This is a genomic window from Candidatus Pseudoscillospira sp. SGI.172, from assembly GCF_050313575.1.
In the GTDB taxonomy this organism is placed as follows: domain Bacteria; phylum Bacillota; class Clostridia; order Oscillospirales; family Oscillospiraceae; genus Vermiculatibacterium.
On record NZ_JBNPLQ010000001.1, the window covers coordinates 143,268 to 159,806 of the forward strand.

Consider the following 16,539-nt stretch of genomic DNA (forward strand, 5'->3'; position numbering starts at 1 on the left):
TCTTTCCTCCTTACTTCGTTTCGGGGAACAGTTTGGCAATCGCCGCGTCAACCTCGTTTGTGCTGTCGCCGCCCGTTCCCTCATGGTGTCCGCCGCCGCCGACGTTGCCAGCACCGCTGTTTTTCGCGTCGTCGTCGCGGTCCTGAATGTACTTGCCGCCCTGCTTGCGCTGTTCTGCGACAATCGCTTTCGCAACGTCACCCGCGGCAACAGGCTTTTCAAACTTCGCTTCGTTCACGACGTTTTCAAAGCCGGGCAACGCCACTTCCTCGATGTCCCGAATGCGCTGGCGCTCTGCGGCGGTCGCCGCCTCCTCGATCTGCTTTGTGAGATCGGGAAAAGCCGCTTTCAGGTCGTCCACGGTCTTGATGTCTTTGATTCCATCCATGTTTTTACGCTCCTTTTCGGTATTTTGGGGTGTGGGTGTATTTGTAAAACCGTCGGACGCGGGGGCCGTCAGGCGGTTTAACAACGAAATCGGCATATTCGGGTATCTGCCAAGGTCCAGCGGGACGCTGTTTACAATGACCTTTCCGGCGTTTTCAACGGTGGTTTCTGCGTCCTCAAACATAAGCTTGTCGCAAAAACCAGCTTCGACGGCCTGTTTTCCGTCCATCCACGTTTCAGCCGCCATAATAGCGGTGATCTCTTCCGCGGTTTTCCCGGTTTTCAGGGCGTAGCCGTTCACGATTGAATTGTTAATGACGGTGATTTCCTCCATCATCTTTGAAAGGTCGGAATCTCCGTAGTAACCACAAAGGCCCATTTTCGCTTTATGGACCATAAACACGCCGTTTCCGGGAATCTCGATCACGTCGCCCGCCATTGCAATAATTGTTGCGGCGGAAGCGGCCCATCCGTCAATCTTAACGGTGATCTTTGCGGCGTGGTCTTTCAGGCGAGTATAAATCGCGTTCGCCGCGAACACGTCGCCGCCGCCGCTGTTGATTCTTACGATAATTTCAGGTACGGGACCCAGCGCCGTCAGTTCGTCCGAAAACTGCCGGGGCGTTACTTCGTCCCCCCACCACGTTTCGGAAGCAATGTCGCCGTACAAAATCAATTCCGGGGCGGCGTTTTCCTCCGCCGCGGCCCGGAAACTCCAAAAGTGTTTATTCTTCGGCTGGGCCTGCGGCTTTTTCTCCTGTGCCATCTGCTTTGACCTCCCTTAACATTTTTTCTTCTCGTTTCAGTTGCGCGGCGTTTCGGTAGAAATCGGACCCGTTCATTTCCATAGCTTCACGGTCGCGGGTGGAAAAACCGTTTTGCACGCGTTTTTCTGCCGCGGTGACTTCCTGTACCGGGTTCAAAAGCCCTTGCGCTGGGCCGTTCCATTCCGCCCCGGTGTACGCCTTGCGAATCACGGGGTCGGCGAAAAAGCCGGGCGCGGGGATTCTCCCTTTTGCGACGGCTTCCGCGAACCATTCTTCATAGATCGGCTGGCAAAAATCGTTCGCAAGCCATGTCCGATACATACGAAACATTTTCCATGCTTCCAATAGCGCACCGCGTGACGCGCTGTACGACGCGTTGAAATGCTTTAACAGCAGTTCATAAGGGATTTCGAGGGCCGCGCCGATCTGTCGGCAAATCGCAGTTACAAACCCGTCAAATGCCGTGTTCGGTCGTCCGGGGTTCATGTCGTGGGCTTTTTCGCCCTCGTTCAAATCCACGATAGCGCCGGGCGCAAGTTCAATCGTGCTGTCGTCGCCTGCGTCCACCTGTGCTTCTTCCGGGATGATTTCACCGAACCCGCTTCCGTCCGACGCGGATTCTTTTTCGATGAAAACTGTAAACATACCCGAAACGACGGCGGCGACAAGTTCCGCGTCGGTGTATCGCCCTAACTGCTTCAACGATTCAATGACCGGGGCGAGGAAAGGCACGCCGCGGCGCTGTCCGATTCTTTCCCGGTTCATAATGTGAAGCACGTTGCGCCGCCCGGTCTTTTCCCCCCATGCTTCAACGCGCGTCCACCCGGTTTCTGTTGCGTCATACGACAAAGGGTGGTGTTTGCTGATATGGTAGGCGACGACTTCGCCCGCGTCGTTGGTTTCAACGCCGCCGACAATGTGCGGGTCAACGGTTCCGTTCGGGTTGCTTAACCTGTCCGCTTCGATCAGGCAAATTCGCAAGTCATACGGCATATTCGGGCGCTTTGTTACGGGCAGGGTTGCTATTACGTCGCCGCTCATAAGCCAGTTCAAGAACGCGAGTTGTTGCAGTTCGTAAAAATTGTCCATCCGCTCCAAATCGCAGGCCGGGGAATCGGCCCACAATGCAAATTCGCGTTCAATTTTTCGTTCGAGGTCGCGGGCTTCCTCTTCTCGAATCCCCAAAACCTCATAATCAAGCTGACTTTTCAGGCGCAGGCCGGACCCCACAACGTTAGTTCTGCACGTTTTCAGCGCGCCCGTTGCGAGGGGTACGCCCATATAGAGATCGCGGCAACGCTGGCGGAGGGTTGAAAGATTCTCTTGGATGTCCTCTTTCGCGCTTCCTCCGCCGTACAGCCACCCGGCAAGGGATTTTTTGGTATGCGACGCGCCGTAGTTGCTGTAACCGCTGTCGAGTATTTCAAGCTTTCTTCGTGCCGCGGCGCGTTTCACCGCCGTTTGCGGGGCAACCGCGGCAATCGCACGGTCAAAAACGTTCAATCCGCTTCACCGCCTTTCTTATAGGTCCCGCGGGACCGCGCGGAATACTCGGTTTCTTCCGCCCCGCTTGCTGATATTTTCAAGCCGGGCAACTTCGTTTTCCCAAAACTGAATTTGCTTCCTGATCTCCGAAAGATTCGCTTTCGTCAGGCTCCGCGAACCGATTGTGTAACTTTGGTGGGTCGTTACCTCTAATTCGGCGGTAAGCCATGCGTCAAGGTGCTTTTTTGCAATTTCAAGCGTAACGCCAGCCATTTATAGAATCCCTCCGTTCGTTCTTGACCGCCTGCCGCGTCGTTTCGGCGGCACCGCGGGCGCTTCCGGCTCCGGCTTTTTCAAAACCGGGTTCGCAATCTCCAGCGCGACGGTCGCATAATTCCGAATATCAAGCGGTTCGTTCCGCTTGTAACCCCCGTCTTTTAAGGTCCATACATACTGTGCCTTGCCTTTCTTGTAGGTAATTACCATTTTTTCAGCGGTTAGGCCCCGGAAATACTCTTGCGTATATCCCCGGTCCTTTTCGCGCGGGAAATGGCAATAATTAGGCCCCTCTTCCTGCACCGCCAGCCGCTGATACAAAAGGGCCTTGCCTGTATCAACGCCCACGGTGAAAAGAGGGGCTTTGATGTTGTTTGCCGTTGACGGCCTGTTGAAATACGGCACTTCCGCGCCGCCTTTGCCCTTGATCGCAAAGACGCGCCGGGCGGTTCGTTCTTTGCAGAATCGGTAAACCTGATTCGTGAAGTGTCCGCCGGAATCTATGCAAGTGCAAATGATTTTCAGCCGCCGCCCGTCCGCCGTGGTGAATGTCTGCGAAAGAAAGCGGTCTAATTCGTCCCAAACGGGCTTTAACTTCAAATCGCCGTAAATTGCCTGATAGCGAATGCCCCAGCTTTCCTTGTCAACGCCCCATCCAACAACCTCCATCTCGAAACGGTCGTCTTGAACGTCAACGCCCGCGGTCAGCACCAGCACTTCCTCCGGGACTTCGCAATTATACTTTTCGCGGCGCTTGTAAAGGTCGTCCGTTTCGATCTGTTCGCCCTCTTCTTCCCAAGTTTCGCCCATTTCGGTATTTGTCCAAACTTTGAGAAGTTCTATATTGCCTTTTTTCTTCTCTTCGTTCGCGGTCAAAAACTTTTCGACGATCTCCCGCCATTCAACGAAAAGGGAAGCAAGGGCGTTCAGATGAAAGCCCCGAACCTTTCTATCGGGGTATTTTGCGACGAATTTTCCTTTTCCGAATTGTTCTTTCCACTCCGTTTCACTTGAAACAACGCCGCAGGCCGGGCAAGCGCACCCGATGTCCTCCAGCTTGTCTTTGTCAAAAATGATGTTCGCCCATAAAAGCGGTGTATATTTGCCGCATACCGGGCAAGGCACGTTCCATTCCTCTTGTGTGCTGTGTTCAAATTCAACGGCAATTCGGGACGTTTCCTTGATTGTCGGCGTACTCACGCACACTTCTTTTTTGTTCCAAAAGGTTGCAAGGCGCTTTCCGGCAAGCAACAGGGGGTCGCCCTCGTTACCTGCCGTCGCCGGGTATCGGTCGATTTCGTCCGCCAGCAAAATGCGGATAGGGCGGGACGCAAGGGACGACGGGGAGTTTGCACCCACCATCGTCACATGACCGCCGGGAAATATCTTTTGCAAGATCGTGTTTCCGCTGTTCCGGCTCTTGTCGTTTACCTTATCCCGTAGAACGGGGGTGTCTCGCAACATAGGGGCAAGGCGGTCTTTGCTGAATGTTTCCGCCATCTGAATGGTGGGTTGCATTACCATGATCGGCGACGGGTCGTAGTGCATATAGTAGCCGATAGGGTTTAGAATCAGCGCGTCGGTTTTTCCGATCTGCGCCGCCGACATAATGACAACTTTCTGAACCCTGTTGTCACAAACCGCGTCCATGATTTCACGTTGGTACGGGGCCTTTGACGTGCGCCATCTGCCCGGCTCCGCGGATGATTCGGAGGAAAGACGGCGGTATTCGTCGGCCCATTGTGAAATTGTCATGTCCGGGGGAGGGGCCAAAACCGAAAAAATCCGGCTGAATAAATCAACCGTTGCTTTCTTCATCGTCTTTCACCCTTTCACCGAATGTCGTTTTGAAGTCCGATAATTCCATCAAGGCTTCGTCGATATGCTCTTTCAGCAGGGCGAATATTTCCGCCTTGTCCGTTTTCTTGCAGAGAACCGGGGCAAGCTTTGACGGAATCGCCATAAGGCGGGTTTTGAAATTCACCAGCATATCGGTCATAACGGCTTCGATGTCCTCCGACGAATGAAGCTTTTGTTCTTTCAACTGCAATTCGTATTCTTCATTTTTCCGTTTCGCCCGGACCAGCTTTGCCCGCTCCGTGTTGTAATCTATCGTTTCTTCGCTTTCCGGGTTCCTCTTTCGGAGGTAGTTTATATAGCGGTGGTTCGTGTCGATCAGGTCATACAGGCCGGGGCGGACCTCCGCAATCACTTTTTCGTCGCGCAACTGCCGCACCCGGCGTTCGGACACGTCCAAGAACCGGGCAATCGCTTTCGCGTCGTAAAGTTTCACGATTTTTCACCCCTCCTAACCCGTTTTTCTCAAAATCGGCACCCCCCTATAAAAAATCCGGGACGGCCCGGAAGCGTTCAAAAAATTTTTGTAGCTAAAAAAACGCCGGGCCTCGCCGGACCCGCAGGCCGGAAAATCGGCTGAAAGGACCCGTTACAATTCCGGGCCGTCGTCGCCCAAATCGCCGCCGTCGGCTTCGTCGTTGATCTCTCCCGTGTCCGGGTCGATGTCAAATGCTCCCGAAAGCTTTTGCTTTGCAAGGTTGTATTTGCGCTCTTCAAGCCGCACCCGGCGGCTCTCCAATTCGTAACCCTTTATCGAATCCAAAAGCTTGATGATTCGCCCGTGAATTTTATTCAATTCGGCTTCAAGCTTCATTGCCCGTTCAAACGCGCTTGCCTTTATGACGGTTTGCGCGCTGACATTATAGCCGGATTCCTCCAGCTCTCTTTCCTTGTCTGCCGTGGTGTCCTGCAATTCGGCAATTTCGCGTTGCAGGGTTTCCAGCTTCTTTTCCTGCCGCTTTGTGGGGGGCTTTCCGCTCTCCGCGTCCATTTCCCACAAAAGATCGTCATGTTCCCGGCGTAGGGCTTCCAGCTTCTCTTGCTGTTTTTCTAAACGCTCTTTGCCTTTGGGAACGCGGACTTCAACAACGCGGTCAATAAACAGCGCGTCGGGGCTTCCTTTCTCGATTGCCGAAATCTTGTTTTGCAAGTCTGCTTCTTTCGCTATAAGCAACTGCAATTCCGCAAGCATATTTGTTTCTGTATCAAGCGTGATACTTTCGATGTATTGCCGCTGTTCGTCTGGAAGATCGCAAAGGCGAACCGCCGAATATGCGCCGTGCGTTTCGGCGTTTTTATTGCCAAGGGGCGCGCCCGCTCCAGCCGCGTTTTTATTGCCCGGCTGTCCTCCGCGCTTTCGCTTTGGCTGTTGTTCTTCAAGGGCCGCTTGCCATCGGTCAACACTCTTCCATTTGCGGACCTGTTCGGGCTTTACTCCGACGGCTTCCGCCACCTCTTTCGGCGACATTTGCCCGTCGGAATCAAGCCATAATTGCCGCGCTTTGTCCCGCTCCGGGCTTCGCTCTCTTGCCATGCGCCGCCGTCCCCTTTCGTTTGTTTTTCATTTTTCGTTCCGGGCGTTCCCCCGGAAGCGCGTAAAAAACGGGCCATGTTCAAAACATGGTCCGTTTTGGCTGTCCGGGCGGCGCGGAGGAATACGCCGCCCGCTTCGTTGTATTCACTTTCCACGATACCAATTTTAGCAGAAAAAACAGGCAATGGGTGGCAATCTTAATTTTCCGGGAATTTATAGCGCGCAATGGTCTTATTCTGCCGAAACAGCTTCGCCAGCCGTTCGAGGGCGGCAACGCGAATATTGCGACATTGCCGCGGGCTGTAATTCAGCCGTTCCGAAATTCGTTCCCATTGTTCGCCGTCGATATAGAACCCCAAAATAACCGCTTTTTCGTGGTATGTAAGGCGGTTCAACTCCGACAAGATTTCCCCCTTGATTTTCAACAGCTTTTCGTTTTCACGGTTCATTTTTTCGATGGTGTCAGTAACCGAACGGGGGATATTCAGCACTACGCGTTCAACGGGGCTTGAAACGCTCCCTTTGCTGTGCGGCATACCGTCCGTATTGACCGCCCCCAGCGACGTGTAATACTGATCTTCGAGGTTTTTAATAACCCGCTCGTTCATCCTGATTGTTTTATCTGCGTCCCGGTAAAATTGCAGAATCGCAATAACCTTTTTGTGTTCGCGTTTCATTGCCTGTCCTCCCAAGTGTGCGTTAAGGCGGTTTGTATATCCGCCGATAGATTCGTTCGCTCTCTGCGCGCCTGATTTCGGCGCGGTATCGCTGTTCAATAGCTCGCGCGCGGTCCCGATCACGTTTCCGCCGCCGGGCGCGGGGTTCGATGTTTAACACTTCTAATTCTTCGGCTATTTCCTCGAAAGTCGCCGTCAATTTATCGAACGCGCTTTGAATGCCATCCCGTAGCGCTTGCAAAGCCTGTAAAATCTTCCCCGTGGCTTCTTCTAACGAAAGCGTTGTTCTTTCCGCGAGTATGCGGGCGGCTTCTTGCAGACGGGCGGCTTCCTCCGTTGAAAACGCGGCGACGATAAAGGCGTTGTGTTCACCCATCGGCGCGCCCTCACTCTTCCGCCGGGGAACAGAAATATTCCACCGAACAAAAGATTTTGATTAGCCTTCCGCAATGCGGGCAGTTGACGGGGCCGCTTACTTGCGTTCCCAAGGTGTTATAATTGACCGCTTCCGCCGCGTCGAATTTCTCCCGGCAATGCGGGCAAATGCCGCCGTCAATGCACCGTGTTTCCTCTGTCGGGTCCGGCTGTTTCGGGGCTTCCGCCGCGGGTGGTTCATTGCTCCCGGTGTCCGGCTCCCGCTCCGGGGGCTTATCTTCCGCCGCCGCGGGGGTTTCTTCGGCTTCCGGGCGCTCCGGCGGCGCGGGCGGTGTCTCCGCAGTGTTTCCCCATGTCCTGCCCGGTGCGGTGGCCCACCGCTCTTTTTCCGGGGCCGGGTCCGGCTGTCCCGCCGCCGGGACATTCGCGCCCGTTTCCCGCTCTTCGCAAAATCCAATTTTCGGCGCTTCGTGTTTCTCCGGCGGCTGTTCGGTCTGTGCAGGCGGCGCGGCCTGCGGCTTGCGGCCCCGTGCGGCCTTGATGGAGATTTCCCCGGTCCTCTGATATTCCGCAAAAGCGGCGTTCTGTTCTTCCTCCGAAAGCCCGGACAGTTCATAGGCGGTCGAAACGTTTATGCGGTCCTCTTTCAGTTCTTCCATGAATGCCGGGCAGAGATTCCGAATGATCGCGTCATACCGTCCAATCTGCGCCGGGCTGGTGTGAAGCACTTTTGCGATAAAATCGCGGGTTCCGTCCGCTTGTACCTCTTCACCGTGGAACACGGTTGCGACGATCTTTTGCAGGACGGCGACGAACCGGGGGTTTCTCTTTGCCTTTTCCAGCACGTCCCGCAAATACCGCACTTCTTCGATTTTGTCCCATGCGGTTTTCTCTCGCTGGGAGTTGGTGACAATCAGGTTCAGGCCGTCCCGGATTTCCTGATCTTCCGCCGCGTCCTCGTTCGGTTCCACGGAACAGGTGACGAATTCATATTGCGGCTTTCCCTCTTGCACAAGGGCAATCGACGCAAGGCGGCGGCGGTGTCCCGCAATGACCTTGTATTTTCCGCCGTCGAGCGGGACGACAACAAGGTTCTGAAGCACCTTGCCCGCGATTTCGATTGCAACTTTCAGTTCTTCGATTTCCCGCATGGAATAGAAATTATCTTCCGACGGTACAAGGTCAAAGACGCTGATTTTCTTAATCTCGCTTTCAGCGGGACGGGGCTTTGTGGCCCCGCCGCCCGCCGCGGCCCGTGAAGTGTCGCTTAAAATCTGATTCAGATTGAATTTACCTTTTGCCATTATGTACGCCCCTTTCTGTCCGAATCGGACAAATCAACGGTGAACGCCTATGCGTCCGCGTCCCGTTATCGGTTTGAACGCTTCGCGGCACCCGTCCGGGTCGCCGCAACCGGGCCAGAACCCACAACGGCAAAACCTCTTGTCCGTCGCGTCGTCCACGTCCAGCCGTTCGCAAATCTCGCATTGATACGCCCGGATTTTCTTTTTGTTGTTTTTGCAGTATTCCGGGGTGGCTTCTTTTTCTTTCATGTCCGGCCCCTCTGCAAATATTCCCGCACGAATGCGATATAGTCCATTGCGGCCCCGCTCCGGCGGCTGTATTCCGCAATGGGGGATTCTGAAAAGGTGCTTTCGGTGACTTTCTCCGAATACCGAATGCGGGTGTCGAACACGGGATATTCGGGCTGGGCGCGTAACCATTCTTCGCCCTGCTTTTCAGCGTCGGCCCGAATAAAGCAGGTAATCAGGCACCCGGCAAGCCGCAAGCGCGGGTTCAGGTCGTCCCGTGTGTCCTCGATCTGCTCTTTCAGTTCGGCCAGCCCGTCAAAGGCGTATTTGTCAATCTTGATCGGAATAATCACGTCGTCGGACGCGACAAGGGCGTTTATGGTCGAAATATTGATGTCCGGGGCGTTGTCGATTATGCAATAATCATATTCGCCCGCTACGGGGTCCAGCGCGGCCCGTAGGCGCGTTTGCTGGGGACGGGTGCTGTCCATCATTACTTCGAGATTCGCGCGAATCAGGGTCATATTTGCGGGCAATACGTCGATGTTTTCAAACCGGGTCTTTCTGATAACTTCGTGAACGTCAATCCGCCGGGCGGTCAGAACGTCGGAAAGGCTCTTTTCATCGTAGGAATGAACCCCGAACGATTTTGACGTGTTACCCTGCTTGTCGTTATCCACAAGCAAAACCCGCTTGTTGTGGAAAACCGCGAGAACGTGCGCCATGCTGTCGGCGGTCAGCGTCTTTGCAACGCCGCCTTTCAGGTTGATAATTGATATAGTTTTCACCGTGCAAACCTCCTATTGTGAATTTGTCCCGCTCGGCGGCGGGTATTATCCGAACCGCTTTTTGATAAACTCTTTGAATTCCGGGGGGAGCTGGCTTGATTCGTCGCAAATCAGGATTTCAACCCGTTTCCCGTCGTGTTCATTTCGGGGTTGGTCCTGCGGCTGTTTTCTCCGAATCGGACCCGATGTGGGTGGCGGGAACGGCTCTGTCGTGCCGCTTTGTGCCGCGGGGGTCCCGGCCCGCTCCTTTGCGGGCGGGGCGACGATATGCACCAGCGTTCCGCTGTCGTCCAGTTCATACAGGAAAGTAACGGTTCCGTACTTCGCGCTATGTTCGCACACAATGTCGGTGATCGTGTGGACTTCTTCAACCACCGCCGCCGGGTCGAGTTTGAAGCATTCCGCTTCCGCCAGCGAAACCCGGCGGCGCTTTTTGATTTTGTCCCCGATCTCAAAGGGGCAATAGGCGTTAAATTGCGTCAACTGCATTTTCAATTCCTCCGTTCTTTGTAGTGCTTTTTGCAAGCGGGCAAATTTTGATAGACCATCCACCGCCGGGGCTTCTTTTTACATTTTCCAGACGTGGCGGGAAACCCGCCGTTCCATCCCCGGTCGAAATAAGCGCACCCGCCGCACGTTCCGGGCTTTTCTTCTGTTATCCGGGCGTAATGTCCGTTCATATCAAGCACGCCCCATTTCTGCCCGCAAGTCGTCCTTTATGTAAAATTCCCGTCCGTGTTCCCGGCAAAGGCGTTCAGCTTCTTTCCCAAAGTGCGCCCATCCGCCCGCCTTGATTACGTCCGGCGGCGTTTCGGCGTGGTTTAGCTTGCCGATTTTGAAAAGGTCGATTGCGTCGGCGTACTCGATGTATTCATACACAAGCGCGGGTTTGAATACAGGTTCAAAGCTTGCCCATGTTTTAACGCCCTGCGCGTGCGCCGCCTTTATGGTCGCGTACCGCTCCGCCGATACCGCCGCGCGGGGTTCCTCTTCATCAACTCCCGTTAATGTCACCCCGAACCAATCGCCGGAATCCAGCAAATCAAAGTCCCGCCGGGCGCGGTCACCGCCTTTTGTCAGGATTTTTACATGGTTTCCGCTTTCCTTGATTGCCTTTATCACTTCCCGCGTGGGCGCGGTGTCGATGTCGGCGGGGTAGGGGTCACACGTGAAGCAGAGGAAAACCGTTTTCCCTGTGGTTTTCTCCCGCTCCAACTGCCGCCGGACCGCTTCAACGATACCGGGGCGGGCCTGTACCTCCGTAAACGCTCCCCGCTCCTTATGAAGCACGGCGGGGGCGTAGCAGTAGGAACAGCCGTGATTGCACCCGGTATAGATGTTCACCGCAAGTTCTCCGTATTCGCGGGCACGCCCGCGGGGTTCATAGATCGGTTTATTCATTTTCGCTTTCATCCTTTCTTCCGCCGCCGGGCGGTGGTTCTTTATCCCAGCGCGTCCCGAATCGCTCTTGAACCCGCCGCAACAAGTCCCAATAATCGCGCCTGTATCTGTCGCATTGCCGTTCTAACTGTGAGATTTCGCGGTTTGCGCTTTCGACATAAAGCGGGTCGCCGCTTCTGATCTGCTTTGTCACCTCCCGGCAAAGTGACCGAATCATGTAATCTTTCAGCTTGTCCGCATTTTCAACCGGGCGGCGCTTCGCCTTTTTGACGCTGTAAGCGAACCCGCCGCGTTCGATATAAACGCCGACGTGATCGGGAATTTCTGCTTTGACCTCTTCGTAAAGTTCCGGCGGCAAAACATAATAGTTCAGGTGTCCGACGAAAGAGTTGTGACAAGGTGAATGGAAATCGGCTTTTGTGACCTTGATTTCGTAGCAACGGAATGTCCCTTTCGTGTCGTAGGTCATATAATCGACGCGTTCTTTCCCGAACCACCCTATTGTGACTTCAAAGCAACCGAACGTCCCTTGATTGTTCGTAGCTTTCCATATCGCCTTTTCAAGCCGCTTCGTTTCCTCTGTTTTCACTTCCGCCGCCGCGCTTTCTTTTTCTTCTTCCGGGGCCGGGCCGGAGGTTCCGGCGGGTCCGGCGGTATGATCTCTTCGCACATAACTTCGATTTCCTCCACGTCCTCCGGCGGGAAGCAGAGAACCGCGCCGGGGTCGTAGGTCTGCCCGGCCCAATCCGTCTTGAATTTTTCGAGGTCATTTTTATACCGGGGGTACGGGTGGACCTGTTCGGAGTAATAAAGCGCCATCATCATGCGTTCATCGTCTACGGGGTCCCAATTATGCAGATGGTAGCTTTCGTGATTGTCATAGGCCCAAAGGGAAAGCAGGACGACAAGGCCGTTGAATTCCTCGTTTGCCCGTTGGATATTCTCGAAATCCCGGTAAGTAAGGCCCTGCCCCTTGTACCGCTCCCGGATTTCTTCAATGGTTCTTCCGCCCGTTTTCAGGCGGCAACGAATAACTTTCGGTTGATAGTTCATGTGTTTGCACCGTCCATTCCGCAAATAATTTTCATGTTCAGGCATTCCGTTTTCCCAATCTGCGCGGGGCTTTTTACGACGACGAAAGGCCATTCCCACCAGCCTTGTTGACCGCGGGCCGGAATCGGGGTATCGAACATGACCGGGTTTTCAAGCACCCATGCGAACCGCCCCGGCGAATAGTCGCCCAGCAACCGCTCCCGCTCGGTCAGCTTGTCCATGATTTCTTCCACGGGGACGCAATCGACAATATCGACGCACCCGATCACCGCGCCGCGCGGTAGGTCTGTTTTTCCACCGATTGCTTCCATAACCCCCAAAAAGTCCCGGTCAGAAAGGCTCCTTGTCGCCCTCCGTTCATCCATTTTCCCGGCGTGGACCGCTACGCGGCCCCGAATGTTCGTCCGCCGGGGGCGGGTTTCGTAATGTTTCAGCCCGGCAACGGTGGCGTATGCGTAGGGCTGATAAACTGTGTATGCTTTCACGTCTTGACCTCCTTTTTGCTGTTATAGACAACTACCATTGACGGGAACGGGGCGGGAGGGTAGGCGTTGCCCTCTTCATCGGTGAAGCGCAACCGCCCGCGCACAAATCGGATTTCGGCGCACCCGTATATGTAGTTGTGAAAATACGTTGTGTCCGTCCGGGCCGGAATCAGCAATACAACGGTTGTCCCGCTCTGGGCTTCTTCGTAAGCCTTGCGAACCCATTTCCCGGTTTCCCTCCCGTATGGAGGGTTGCAGAACACAGCACCCCCCCCCCCCCCCCCGCGCAAGGTTCCACGGGCTTTTCAGCCCGTCGGTTTCCGGGGTGTAGTAGACCGGGCATTTCGCGGTTTTATCGGTCGCCGCCGCGTCAAGTGTGAAATGAAATTCAGCGTTCAGGCGGTCGAAAAACTCTTGCGGGGTGCAATAGTCCATTTTCTTACTGCTTAAAAGCGCGCCGTTCATTCCTCAACCTCCGCCGCCCGCTCGTTCGCGGCCTTGACCGCCGCCGAAATATCCCCGCGGCCTGCGTTCTCAACTTCCACCCGCACAACGTCGCCTGTGCGGTAAACAGAAATCTTGCGTTTCTGCCTGATCTCCGCCACAATGCCGGAAACAGCTTCGCCCGCCGCGACAATCAGGACGACGAACCCCAGCCAAATCCAAAAGCTTGAAAACACGAATTCGATAAACTCCATCGTTAAAATCTCCTTTCCAGTCTTTCAGCAATGTTCAAGATTCCTTGCATTGCTTCTTGAATGTTTGCGTCCGTGTCCGCCGTGATCGAAAGGACCCGCGCAATGTCCCGTAATTCCTCCGCCGCGGTGACAGCTTCCGCCGCCGCGCCGGATTCTTCCATGCAGGCCGGGCAGAGCGGCAACCCCTCCGCGGTGGGCTTCCCGCAACGTTCGCACTTTTGGAGTTTCACCGCCGCCGCCCCCTTTACACCGGGTGGCCCAAAACGACGACGGTTCCCGTTATGATCGCGCCGAACAGATAAACCAGCCAAACGATCATAAGAACCGAAAGCAGGTTTTCGGCCCATCCTGCGACGCGCAAGGCCCACTTTGCCGCGGTCCAGAGGTCCAGCCGCCGGACGTGAAGTTTTACCGTTTGCGGGTTTTTGCCGACGTTCACGTTGTACGTTTCCGCTTTGATACCCGCCGCGACTTTCGGGCTGAAATGCTTTCGGAGGGTGTAGACCACCCAAAAGACGGTAGTAATCAGAAATCCCGCGTTCATTCGGCTTCCTCCGTTTCTCTGGCGTAATAGCAACCCTCGCAATCTTCGAGTTCGCCCGTTTCAATGGGGCAATCTTCGTTTTCGGCCCATTCGGGCTTTCCGCATTCGTACTTCATGTTCTTTCCTCCGTTCAAAATAAAGTTTCTTGATTCTCTTTCAGGTAATCGCAAAGGCGAATTTGCGCCCGTTCCCGGTCCAGACGTTCCACCGCCGCCGCGCAATAGTCCGGGTCCGCTTCAAATGCGAGGAATTCAAAACCCATGTTGTAACAGGCGATACAGCTTGACCCGCTCCCGGCGTGGGTGTCTAATATTCGATCACCGGGCCGGGCGTAGTTCTTCAAAATCCATTCGTACAGGCGAACGGGCTTTTGCGTCGGGTGTATCGTTTGTCCCTCGCTTTGCAGAACCGCGCGATTGATAACAACAACCCGCGTCGGGCAATCGAACGACGAATAGGCAAGTTCGCAATCGCTCATTGAAAGGCCGTGTTGCCCTTTATCCCAAACAATCCAGCCCCGTGTGCCTTTTGTCAGGGAGGGGACGAAATAGTTTCCACCCCAAATGATTTGATTTACCGATACCCGTTCGAGTTCGCGGAAGTATTCGGGCGGCGGGGGTTCCTTGTCCCAGCCTTTCCGGGCGTGATATTTGCGGTTGTGCTTCGGGTTGTTGTGGACCCTCTGCCGTTGCCCGTCGTGTCCGATTCCGTAAGGCGGGTCGCATATCGCAAGTTGAAAGAAATTGTCCGGGATTTCTTTCATTGCTTCCATGCAATCAGCGTTATAAATGCGGTTCAGGTCGAACACGGGTTATTCTCCGCCGCGGCCCCGCAAAGCCAGCATTTTCTCCCGAACCAGCTTGTCAACGACACGGCCCGGCGTTTTCTGTCCGCTCATGTGCATAAGCCGTTCGAGGTTATAGGCTGTTTGCGGTGTGACCCGGACCGTCAATTTCTGCGTGTGCTGTTTTCCCTTGCTCATTGCTCCCGCTCCTTTCGTGGGTATAGTCGAGGAAGAGGACCGCGCCGTTAAATCGGACCCGCCATTGTTCGAGGTCCGCCGCGGTGACGTACTTTCGCCCGAAATGCTCTTTCATGTCCCGCCACACGGCCCAAGGAACAAAGAAAAAGTCGTTCCCGATTCCGGCGCACACGGCGGCAACCGCGCCTTTCTGCCTGTGATCTTCCAGCGCGTCCTGCTGTTCAGATGTCAGAACGTCCCGTTTCAGGCGGTCCGTGGTGGTGTACTTCGCTTCAAAGACGATGGAGCGCCCGCCCGCAAGCGTCCCTTGAAAGTCCGGCTGGGCGCGGGCCGTAAACCGTCCCTTGAAAATCCCGTCGCGGCTCTTCTCCAGCACTCTGAACGGCTCCGGGGTCTTGTCCACGGAAGCCCGGCCCCGGTCCTTGTAGAACGCGCACGCGGCCTTTATGTAGTCCTCGAAAGAATGCCCCTGCGCGTTGTTGATCTTGTTTTGATACCGCCGGGCCAGCAATACTCTTTCCTGTTCGGTCATTCTGCCGCCCCGCTTTCAAGCGCCGCCCGGCGGGTGTGTTCGTCCATCCCCTCCATCATCATCTGCATTTTGAAGAGTTCAGCCGCCGGGGGATGGTCCTCCGTTGAATCCTGCCGTTTTACCTTGTCGGGCGACGGGAATATGTGATTTTTGTTTACAAAGGCGCGAAAGAACCGTTCAATTTCGTTTTCCATAGCCGCTTTGAAGAATTCGTAACTTAATTCGATCTCCAGCCGCTCCGCCGGGGTGCATTCTACGCCCTGCATTTTGTACTTCTTCTTCGTGTTGCGGTTCTTTCGCTCATAAACGCTCCGATCTCCCACCACGGAATATATGACTTGAAACAAAAGTTTTTCTTCAAGCGGGGTTTTGAACCTGAACCACGCCATTTCCCGGCGTTCTTCCGCAATATCCGATTCGCTGATTCCGTATTGCTTCATCAGCTTATCAAGCATAGCGGCGGCGGATTCCTTTTCACCGCCTACGCCGTGCAGGGCCAAAGCCTGAACGCGCTTGATTTTCTGCAAAAGCCGCTCCCGCTCGTTCATTCGTCCCGCTCCCTCCATTGTTCATCATGCGTCGCCCGCATATCCGCCGCGGACAGTTCATAAACAAGGGGAGAAAAGGCCCTTGCCGCCGAAAGTGTCCGGCTTCCGCCGCGGGCCGCGTCGTCAAACGCCCCCATGTGCCAGCGGATTGCGAGGGCTTCCGCGTCCGTCAACCTCATGTGCCGCTCGATCAGGAACACGGATTTTTCACCATGACCGAACGGGAAGCGGTCTTTCACCTGATACCCGCCGCCGCTTTTCGGCTCGTAAAAGTCAGCCTTGCAAACGTCATGGAGTAGGCCGCAAATTGCCGCCGATTCTTCCAGTTCAGAAATGCTGGTGCCTGTCAGTTCCGCGTAATAGTCCAAACGCCCGATTTCTCCCAAATTCATCATTTCGCCGTACACCCGCAAGCTGTGATCGACAAGCCCGCCGGGGTATGCTCCGTGATATTTCGTGCTTGCCGGGGCGGTGAAAAAGTCCGTGCTTTCAAGCCACGCCAGCAGTTCTTCCGCGCCGGGGCGCTTGATCTTCACCCGGTAAATAGTTTTGAACCGTTCCACGTTCGCCGTGTCGAATTTCAACCGTTCTTCGTTTGTCATGTTGAAAACCTCCGTT

The 16,539-nt window shown here is 54.9% G+C and carries 24 protein-coding genes and 1 pseudogene; all 25 read right to left on the reverse strand.

Translation table 11 applies throughout. The features are described 5' to 3' along the window. Positions 1–10: 10 nt before the first annotated feature. Positions 11–1,153, reverse strand: coding sequence for a head maturation protease, ClpP-related (locus ACQRD3_RS00805; RefSeq protein WP_427779194.1), 1,143 nt, complete (start codon positions 1,151–1,153; stop codon positions 11–13). Continuing rightward, the gene (locus tag ACQRD3_RS00810; protein WP_427779196.1) at positions 1,113–2,657 is read right to left on the reverse strand and encodes a phage portal protein; all 1,545 of its coding nucleotides are present in this window, start codon (positions 2,655–2,657) and stop codon (positions 1,113–1,115) included. The genes ACQRD3_RS00805 and ACQRD3_RS00810 overlap by 41 nt, the downstream gene beginning before the upstream one ends. Positions 2,658–2,675: 18 nt before the next feature. Further along, positions 2,676–2,912 carry a DUF6148 family protein gene (locus ACQRD3_RS00815; protein WP_427779198.1) on the reverse strand — a complete coding sequence of 79 codons (237 nt, stop codon included), beginning with the start codon at positions 2,910–2,912 and terminating at the stop codon, positions 2,676–2,678. Next, positions 2,913–4,733: a phage terminase large subunit family protein gene (locus ACQRD3_RS00820; RefSeq protein WP_427779199.1), complete on the reverse strand. Its 1,821-nt coding sequence runs from the start codon at positions 4,731–4,733 to the stop codon at positions 2,913–2,915. Next, on the reverse strand, positions 4,714–5,208 hold the full coding sequence (locus tag ACQRD3_RS00825) for a hypothetical protein (RefSeq protein WP_427779200.1): 495 nt from the start codon (positions 5,206–5,208) through the stop codon (positions 4,714–4,716). Before ACQRD3_RS00825 ends, ACQRD3_RS00820 begins: the two co-directional genes overlap by 20 nt. Before the next feature lie 153 nt (positions 5,209–5,361). Next, the gene (gene terS, locus ACQRD3_RS00830; RefSeq protein WP_427779202.1) at positions 5,362–6,306 is read right to left on the reverse strand and encodes a phage terminase small subunit; all 945 of its coding nucleotides are present in this window, start codon (positions 6,304–6,306) and stop codon (positions 5,362–5,364) included. A 197-nt stretch (positions 6,307–6,503) separates the two neighbouring features. Further along, positions 6,504–6,983 carry a sigma-70 family RNA polymerase sigma factor gene (locus tag ACQRD3_RS00835; protein ID WP_427779204.1) on the reverse strand — a complete coding sequence of 160 codons (480 nt, stop codon included), beginning with the start codon at positions 6,981–6,983 and terminating at the stop codon, positions 6,504–6,506. 22 nt (positions 6,984–7,005) lie between these two features. Next, the gene (locus ACQRD3_RS00840) at positions 7,006–7,359 is read right to left on the reverse strand and encodes a hypothetical protein (protein WP_427779206.1); all 354 of its coding nucleotides are present in this window, start codon (positions 7,357–7,359) and stop codon (positions 7,006–7,008) included. Positions 7,360–7,369: 10 nt separating this feature from the next. Next, on the reverse strand, positions 7,370–8,662 hold the full coding sequence (locus ACQRD3_RS00845; protein WP_427779208.1) for a ParB N-terminal domain-containing protein: 1,293 nt from the start codon (positions 8,660–8,662) through the stop codon (positions 7,370–7,372). 33 nt (positions 8,663–8,695) lie between these two features. Beyond that, a complete protein-coding gene (locus ACQRD3_RS00850; protein WP_427779210.1) occupies positions 8,696–8,911 on the reverse strand; it encodes a hypothetical protein in 216 nt (71 codons plus the stop codon). Continuing rightward, positions 8,908–9,678: a ParA family protein gene (locus tag ACQRD3_RS00855; protein WP_427779212.1), complete on the reverse strand. Its 771-nt coding sequence runs from the start codon at positions 9,676–9,678 to the stop codon at positions 8,908–8,910. The genes ACQRD3_RS00850 and ACQRD3_RS00855 overlap by 4 nt, the downstream gene beginning before the upstream one ends. A 45-nt stretch (positions 9,679–9,723) precedes the next feature. After that, entirely contained in the window at positions 9,724–10,230 is a 507-nt protein-coding gene (locus tag ACQRD3_RS00860) for a hypothetical protein (protein WP_427779214.1), read from the reverse strand. Positions 10,231–10,359: 129 nt separating this feature from the next. Then, complete coding sequence (locus tag ACQRD3_RS00865) at positions 10,360–11,091, reverse strand: DUF5131 family protein (protein ID WP_427779216.1); 732 nt, start codon at positions 11,089–11,091, stop codon at positions 10,360–10,362. After that, the gene (locus tag ACQRD3_RS00870; RefSeq protein WP_427779217.1) at positions 11,072–11,749 is read right to left on the reverse strand and encodes a hypothetical protein; all 678 of its coding nucleotides are present in this window, start codon (positions 11,747–11,749) and stop codon (positions 11,072–11,074) included. The genes ACQRD3_RS00865 and ACQRD3_RS00870 overlap by 20 nt, the downstream gene beginning before the upstream one ends. After that, the gene (locus ACQRD3_RS00875; protein WP_427779219.1) at positions 11,665–12,132 is read right to left on the reverse strand and encodes a hypothetical protein; all 468 of its coding nucleotides are present in this window, start codon (positions 12,130–12,132) and stop codon (positions 11,665–11,667) included. Before ACQRD3_RS00875 ends, ACQRD3_RS00870 begins: the two co-directional genes overlap by 85 nt. After that, on the reverse strand, positions 12,129–12,617 hold the full coding sequence (locus ACQRD3_RS00880) for an ASCH domain-containing protein (RefSeq protein WP_427779221.1): 489 nt from the start codon (positions 12,615–12,617) through the stop codon (positions 12,129–12,131). The genes ACQRD3_RS00875 and ACQRD3_RS00880 overlap by 4 nt, the downstream gene beginning before the upstream one ends. Beyond that, a complete protein-coding gene (locus ACQRD3_RS00885) occupies positions 12,614–12,880 on the reverse strand; it encodes a DNA N-6-adenine-methyltransferase (RefSeq protein ID WP_427779222.1) in 267 nt (88 codons plus the stop codon). Before ACQRD3_RS00885 ends, ACQRD3_RS00880 begins: the two co-directional genes overlap by 4 nt. 85 nt (positions 12,881–12,965) lie before the next feature. Next, a pseudogene (locus tag ACQRD3_RS00890) lies at positions 12,966–13,082 on the reverse strand (DNA N-6-adenine-methyltransferase); the annotation flags it as partial. Continuing rightward, on the reverse strand, positions 13,079–13,315 hold the full coding sequence (locus tag ACQRD3_RS00895) for a hypothetical protein (protein ID WP_235255262.1): 237 nt from the start codon (positions 13,313–13,315) through the stop codon (positions 13,079–13,081). The gene ACQRD3_RS00895 and the pseudogene ACQRD3_RS00890, both read right to left, overlap by 4 nt. Before the next feature lie 2 nt (positions 13,316–13,317). Next, positions 13,318–13,476: a hypothetical protein gene (locus tag ACQRD3_RS00900; protein ID WP_427779224.1), complete on the reverse strand. Its 159-nt coding sequence runs from the start codon at positions 13,474–13,476 to the stop codon at positions 13,318–13,320. Positions 13,477–13,559: 83 nt separating this feature from the next. Then, entirely contained in the window at positions 13,560–13,859 is a 300-nt protein-coding gene (locus ACQRD3_RS00905) for a hypothetical protein (RefSeq protein WP_427779225.1), read from the reverse strand. A gap of 130 nt (positions 13,860–13,989) precedes the next feature. Continuing rightward, positions 13,990–14,667, reverse strand: coding sequence for a DNA-methyltransferase (locus ACQRD3_RS00910; protein WP_427779227.1), 678 nt, complete (start codon positions 14,665–14,667; stop codon positions 13,990–13,992). A 109-nt stretch (positions 14,668–14,776) separates the two neighbouring features. Further along, a complete protein-coding gene (locus ACQRD3_RS00915) occupies positions 14,777–15,373 on the reverse strand; it encodes a Holliday junction resolvase RecU (RefSeq protein ID WP_427779229.1) in 597 nt (198 codons plus the stop codon). Further along, a complete protein-coding gene (locus ACQRD3_RS00920) occupies positions 15,370–15,921 on the reverse strand; it encodes a DUF2786 domain-containing protein (protein WP_427779231.1) in 552 nt (183 codons plus the stop codon). The genes ACQRD3_RS00915 and ACQRD3_RS00920 overlap by 4 nt, the downstream gene beginning before the upstream one ends. Next, the gene (locus ACQRD3_RS00925; RefSeq protein ID WP_427779232.1) at positions 15,918–16,523 is read right to left on the reverse strand and encodes an HD domain-containing protein; all 606 of its coding nucleotides are present in this window, start codon (positions 16,521–16,523) and stop codon (positions 15,918–15,920) included. The genes ACQRD3_RS00920 and ACQRD3_RS00925 overlap by 4 nt, the downstream gene beginning before the upstream one ends. Positions 16,524–16,539: the final 16 nt, after the last annotated feature.

Bases quoted from the DNA above. Each gene is read 5' to 3' on its own strand.
- ACQRD3_RS00840 (WP_427779206.1), bottom strand. From the start codon at position 7,359: ATGGGTGAACACAACGCCTTTATCGTCGCCGCGTTTTCAACGGAGGAA.
- ACQRD3_RS00820 (WP_427779199.1), bottom strand. From the start codon at position 4,733: ATGAAGAAAGCAACGGTTGATTTATTCAGCCGGATTTTTTCGGTTTTG.
- ACQRD3_RS00815 (WP_427779198.1), bottom strand. From the start codon at position 2,912: ATGGCTGGCGTTACGCTTGAAATTGCAAAAAAGCACCTTGACGCATGG.
- ACQRD3_RS00920 (WP_427779231.1), bottom strand. From the start codon at position 15,921: ATGAACGAGCGGGAGCGGCTTTTGCAGAAAATCAAGCGCGTTCAGGCT.
- ACQRD3_RS00900 (WP_427779224.1), bottom strand. From the start codon at position 13,476: ATGGAAGAATCCGGCGCGGCGGCGGAAGCTGTCACCGCGGCGGAGGAA.
- ACQRD3_RS00895 (WP_235255262.1), bottom strand. From the start codon at position 13,315: ATGGAGTTTATCGAATTCGTGTTTTCAAGCTTTTGGATTTGGCTGGGG.
- ACQRD3_RS00805 (WP_427779194.1), bottom strand. From the start codon at position 1,153: ATGGCACAGGAGAAAAAGCCGCAGGCCCAGCCGAAGAATAAACACTTT.
- ACQRD3_RS00865 (WP_427779216.1), bottom strand. From the start codon at position 11,091: ATGAAAGCGAAAATGAATAAACCGATCTATGAACCCCGCGGGCGTGCC.
- ACQRD3_RS00925 (WP_427779232.1), bottom strand. From the start codon at position 16,523: ATGACAAACGAAGAACGGTTGAAATTCGACACGGCGAACGTGGAACGG.
- ACQRD3_RS00905 (WP_427779225.1), bottom strand. From the start codon at position 13,859: ATGAACGCGGGATTTCTGATTACTACCGTCTTTTGGGTGGTCTACACC.
- terS (WP_427779202.1), bottom strand. From the start codon at position 6,306: ATGGCAAGAGAGCGAAGCCCGGAGCGGGACAAAGCGCGGCAATTATGG.
- ACQRD3_RS00845 (WP_427779208.1), bottom strand. From the start codon at position 8,662: ATGGCAAAAGGTAAATTCAATCTGAATCAGATTTTAAGCGACACTTCA.
- ACQRD3_RS00835 (WP_427779204.1), bottom strand. From the start codon at position 6,983: ATGAAACGCGAACACAAAAAGGTTATTGCGATTCTGCAATTTTACCGG.
- ACQRD3_RS00915 (WP_427779229.1), bottom strand. From the start codon at position 15,373: ATGACCGAACAGGAAAGAGTATTGCTGGCCCGGCGGTATCAAAACAAG.
- ACQRD3_RS00850 (WP_427779210.1), bottom strand. From the start codon at position 8,911: ATGAAAGAAAAAGAAGCCACCCCGGAATACTGCAAAAACAACAAAAAG.
- ACQRD3_RS00875 (WP_427779219.1), bottom strand. From the start codon at position 12,132: ATGAACTATCAACCGAAAGTTATTCGTTGCCGCCTGAAAACGGGCGGA.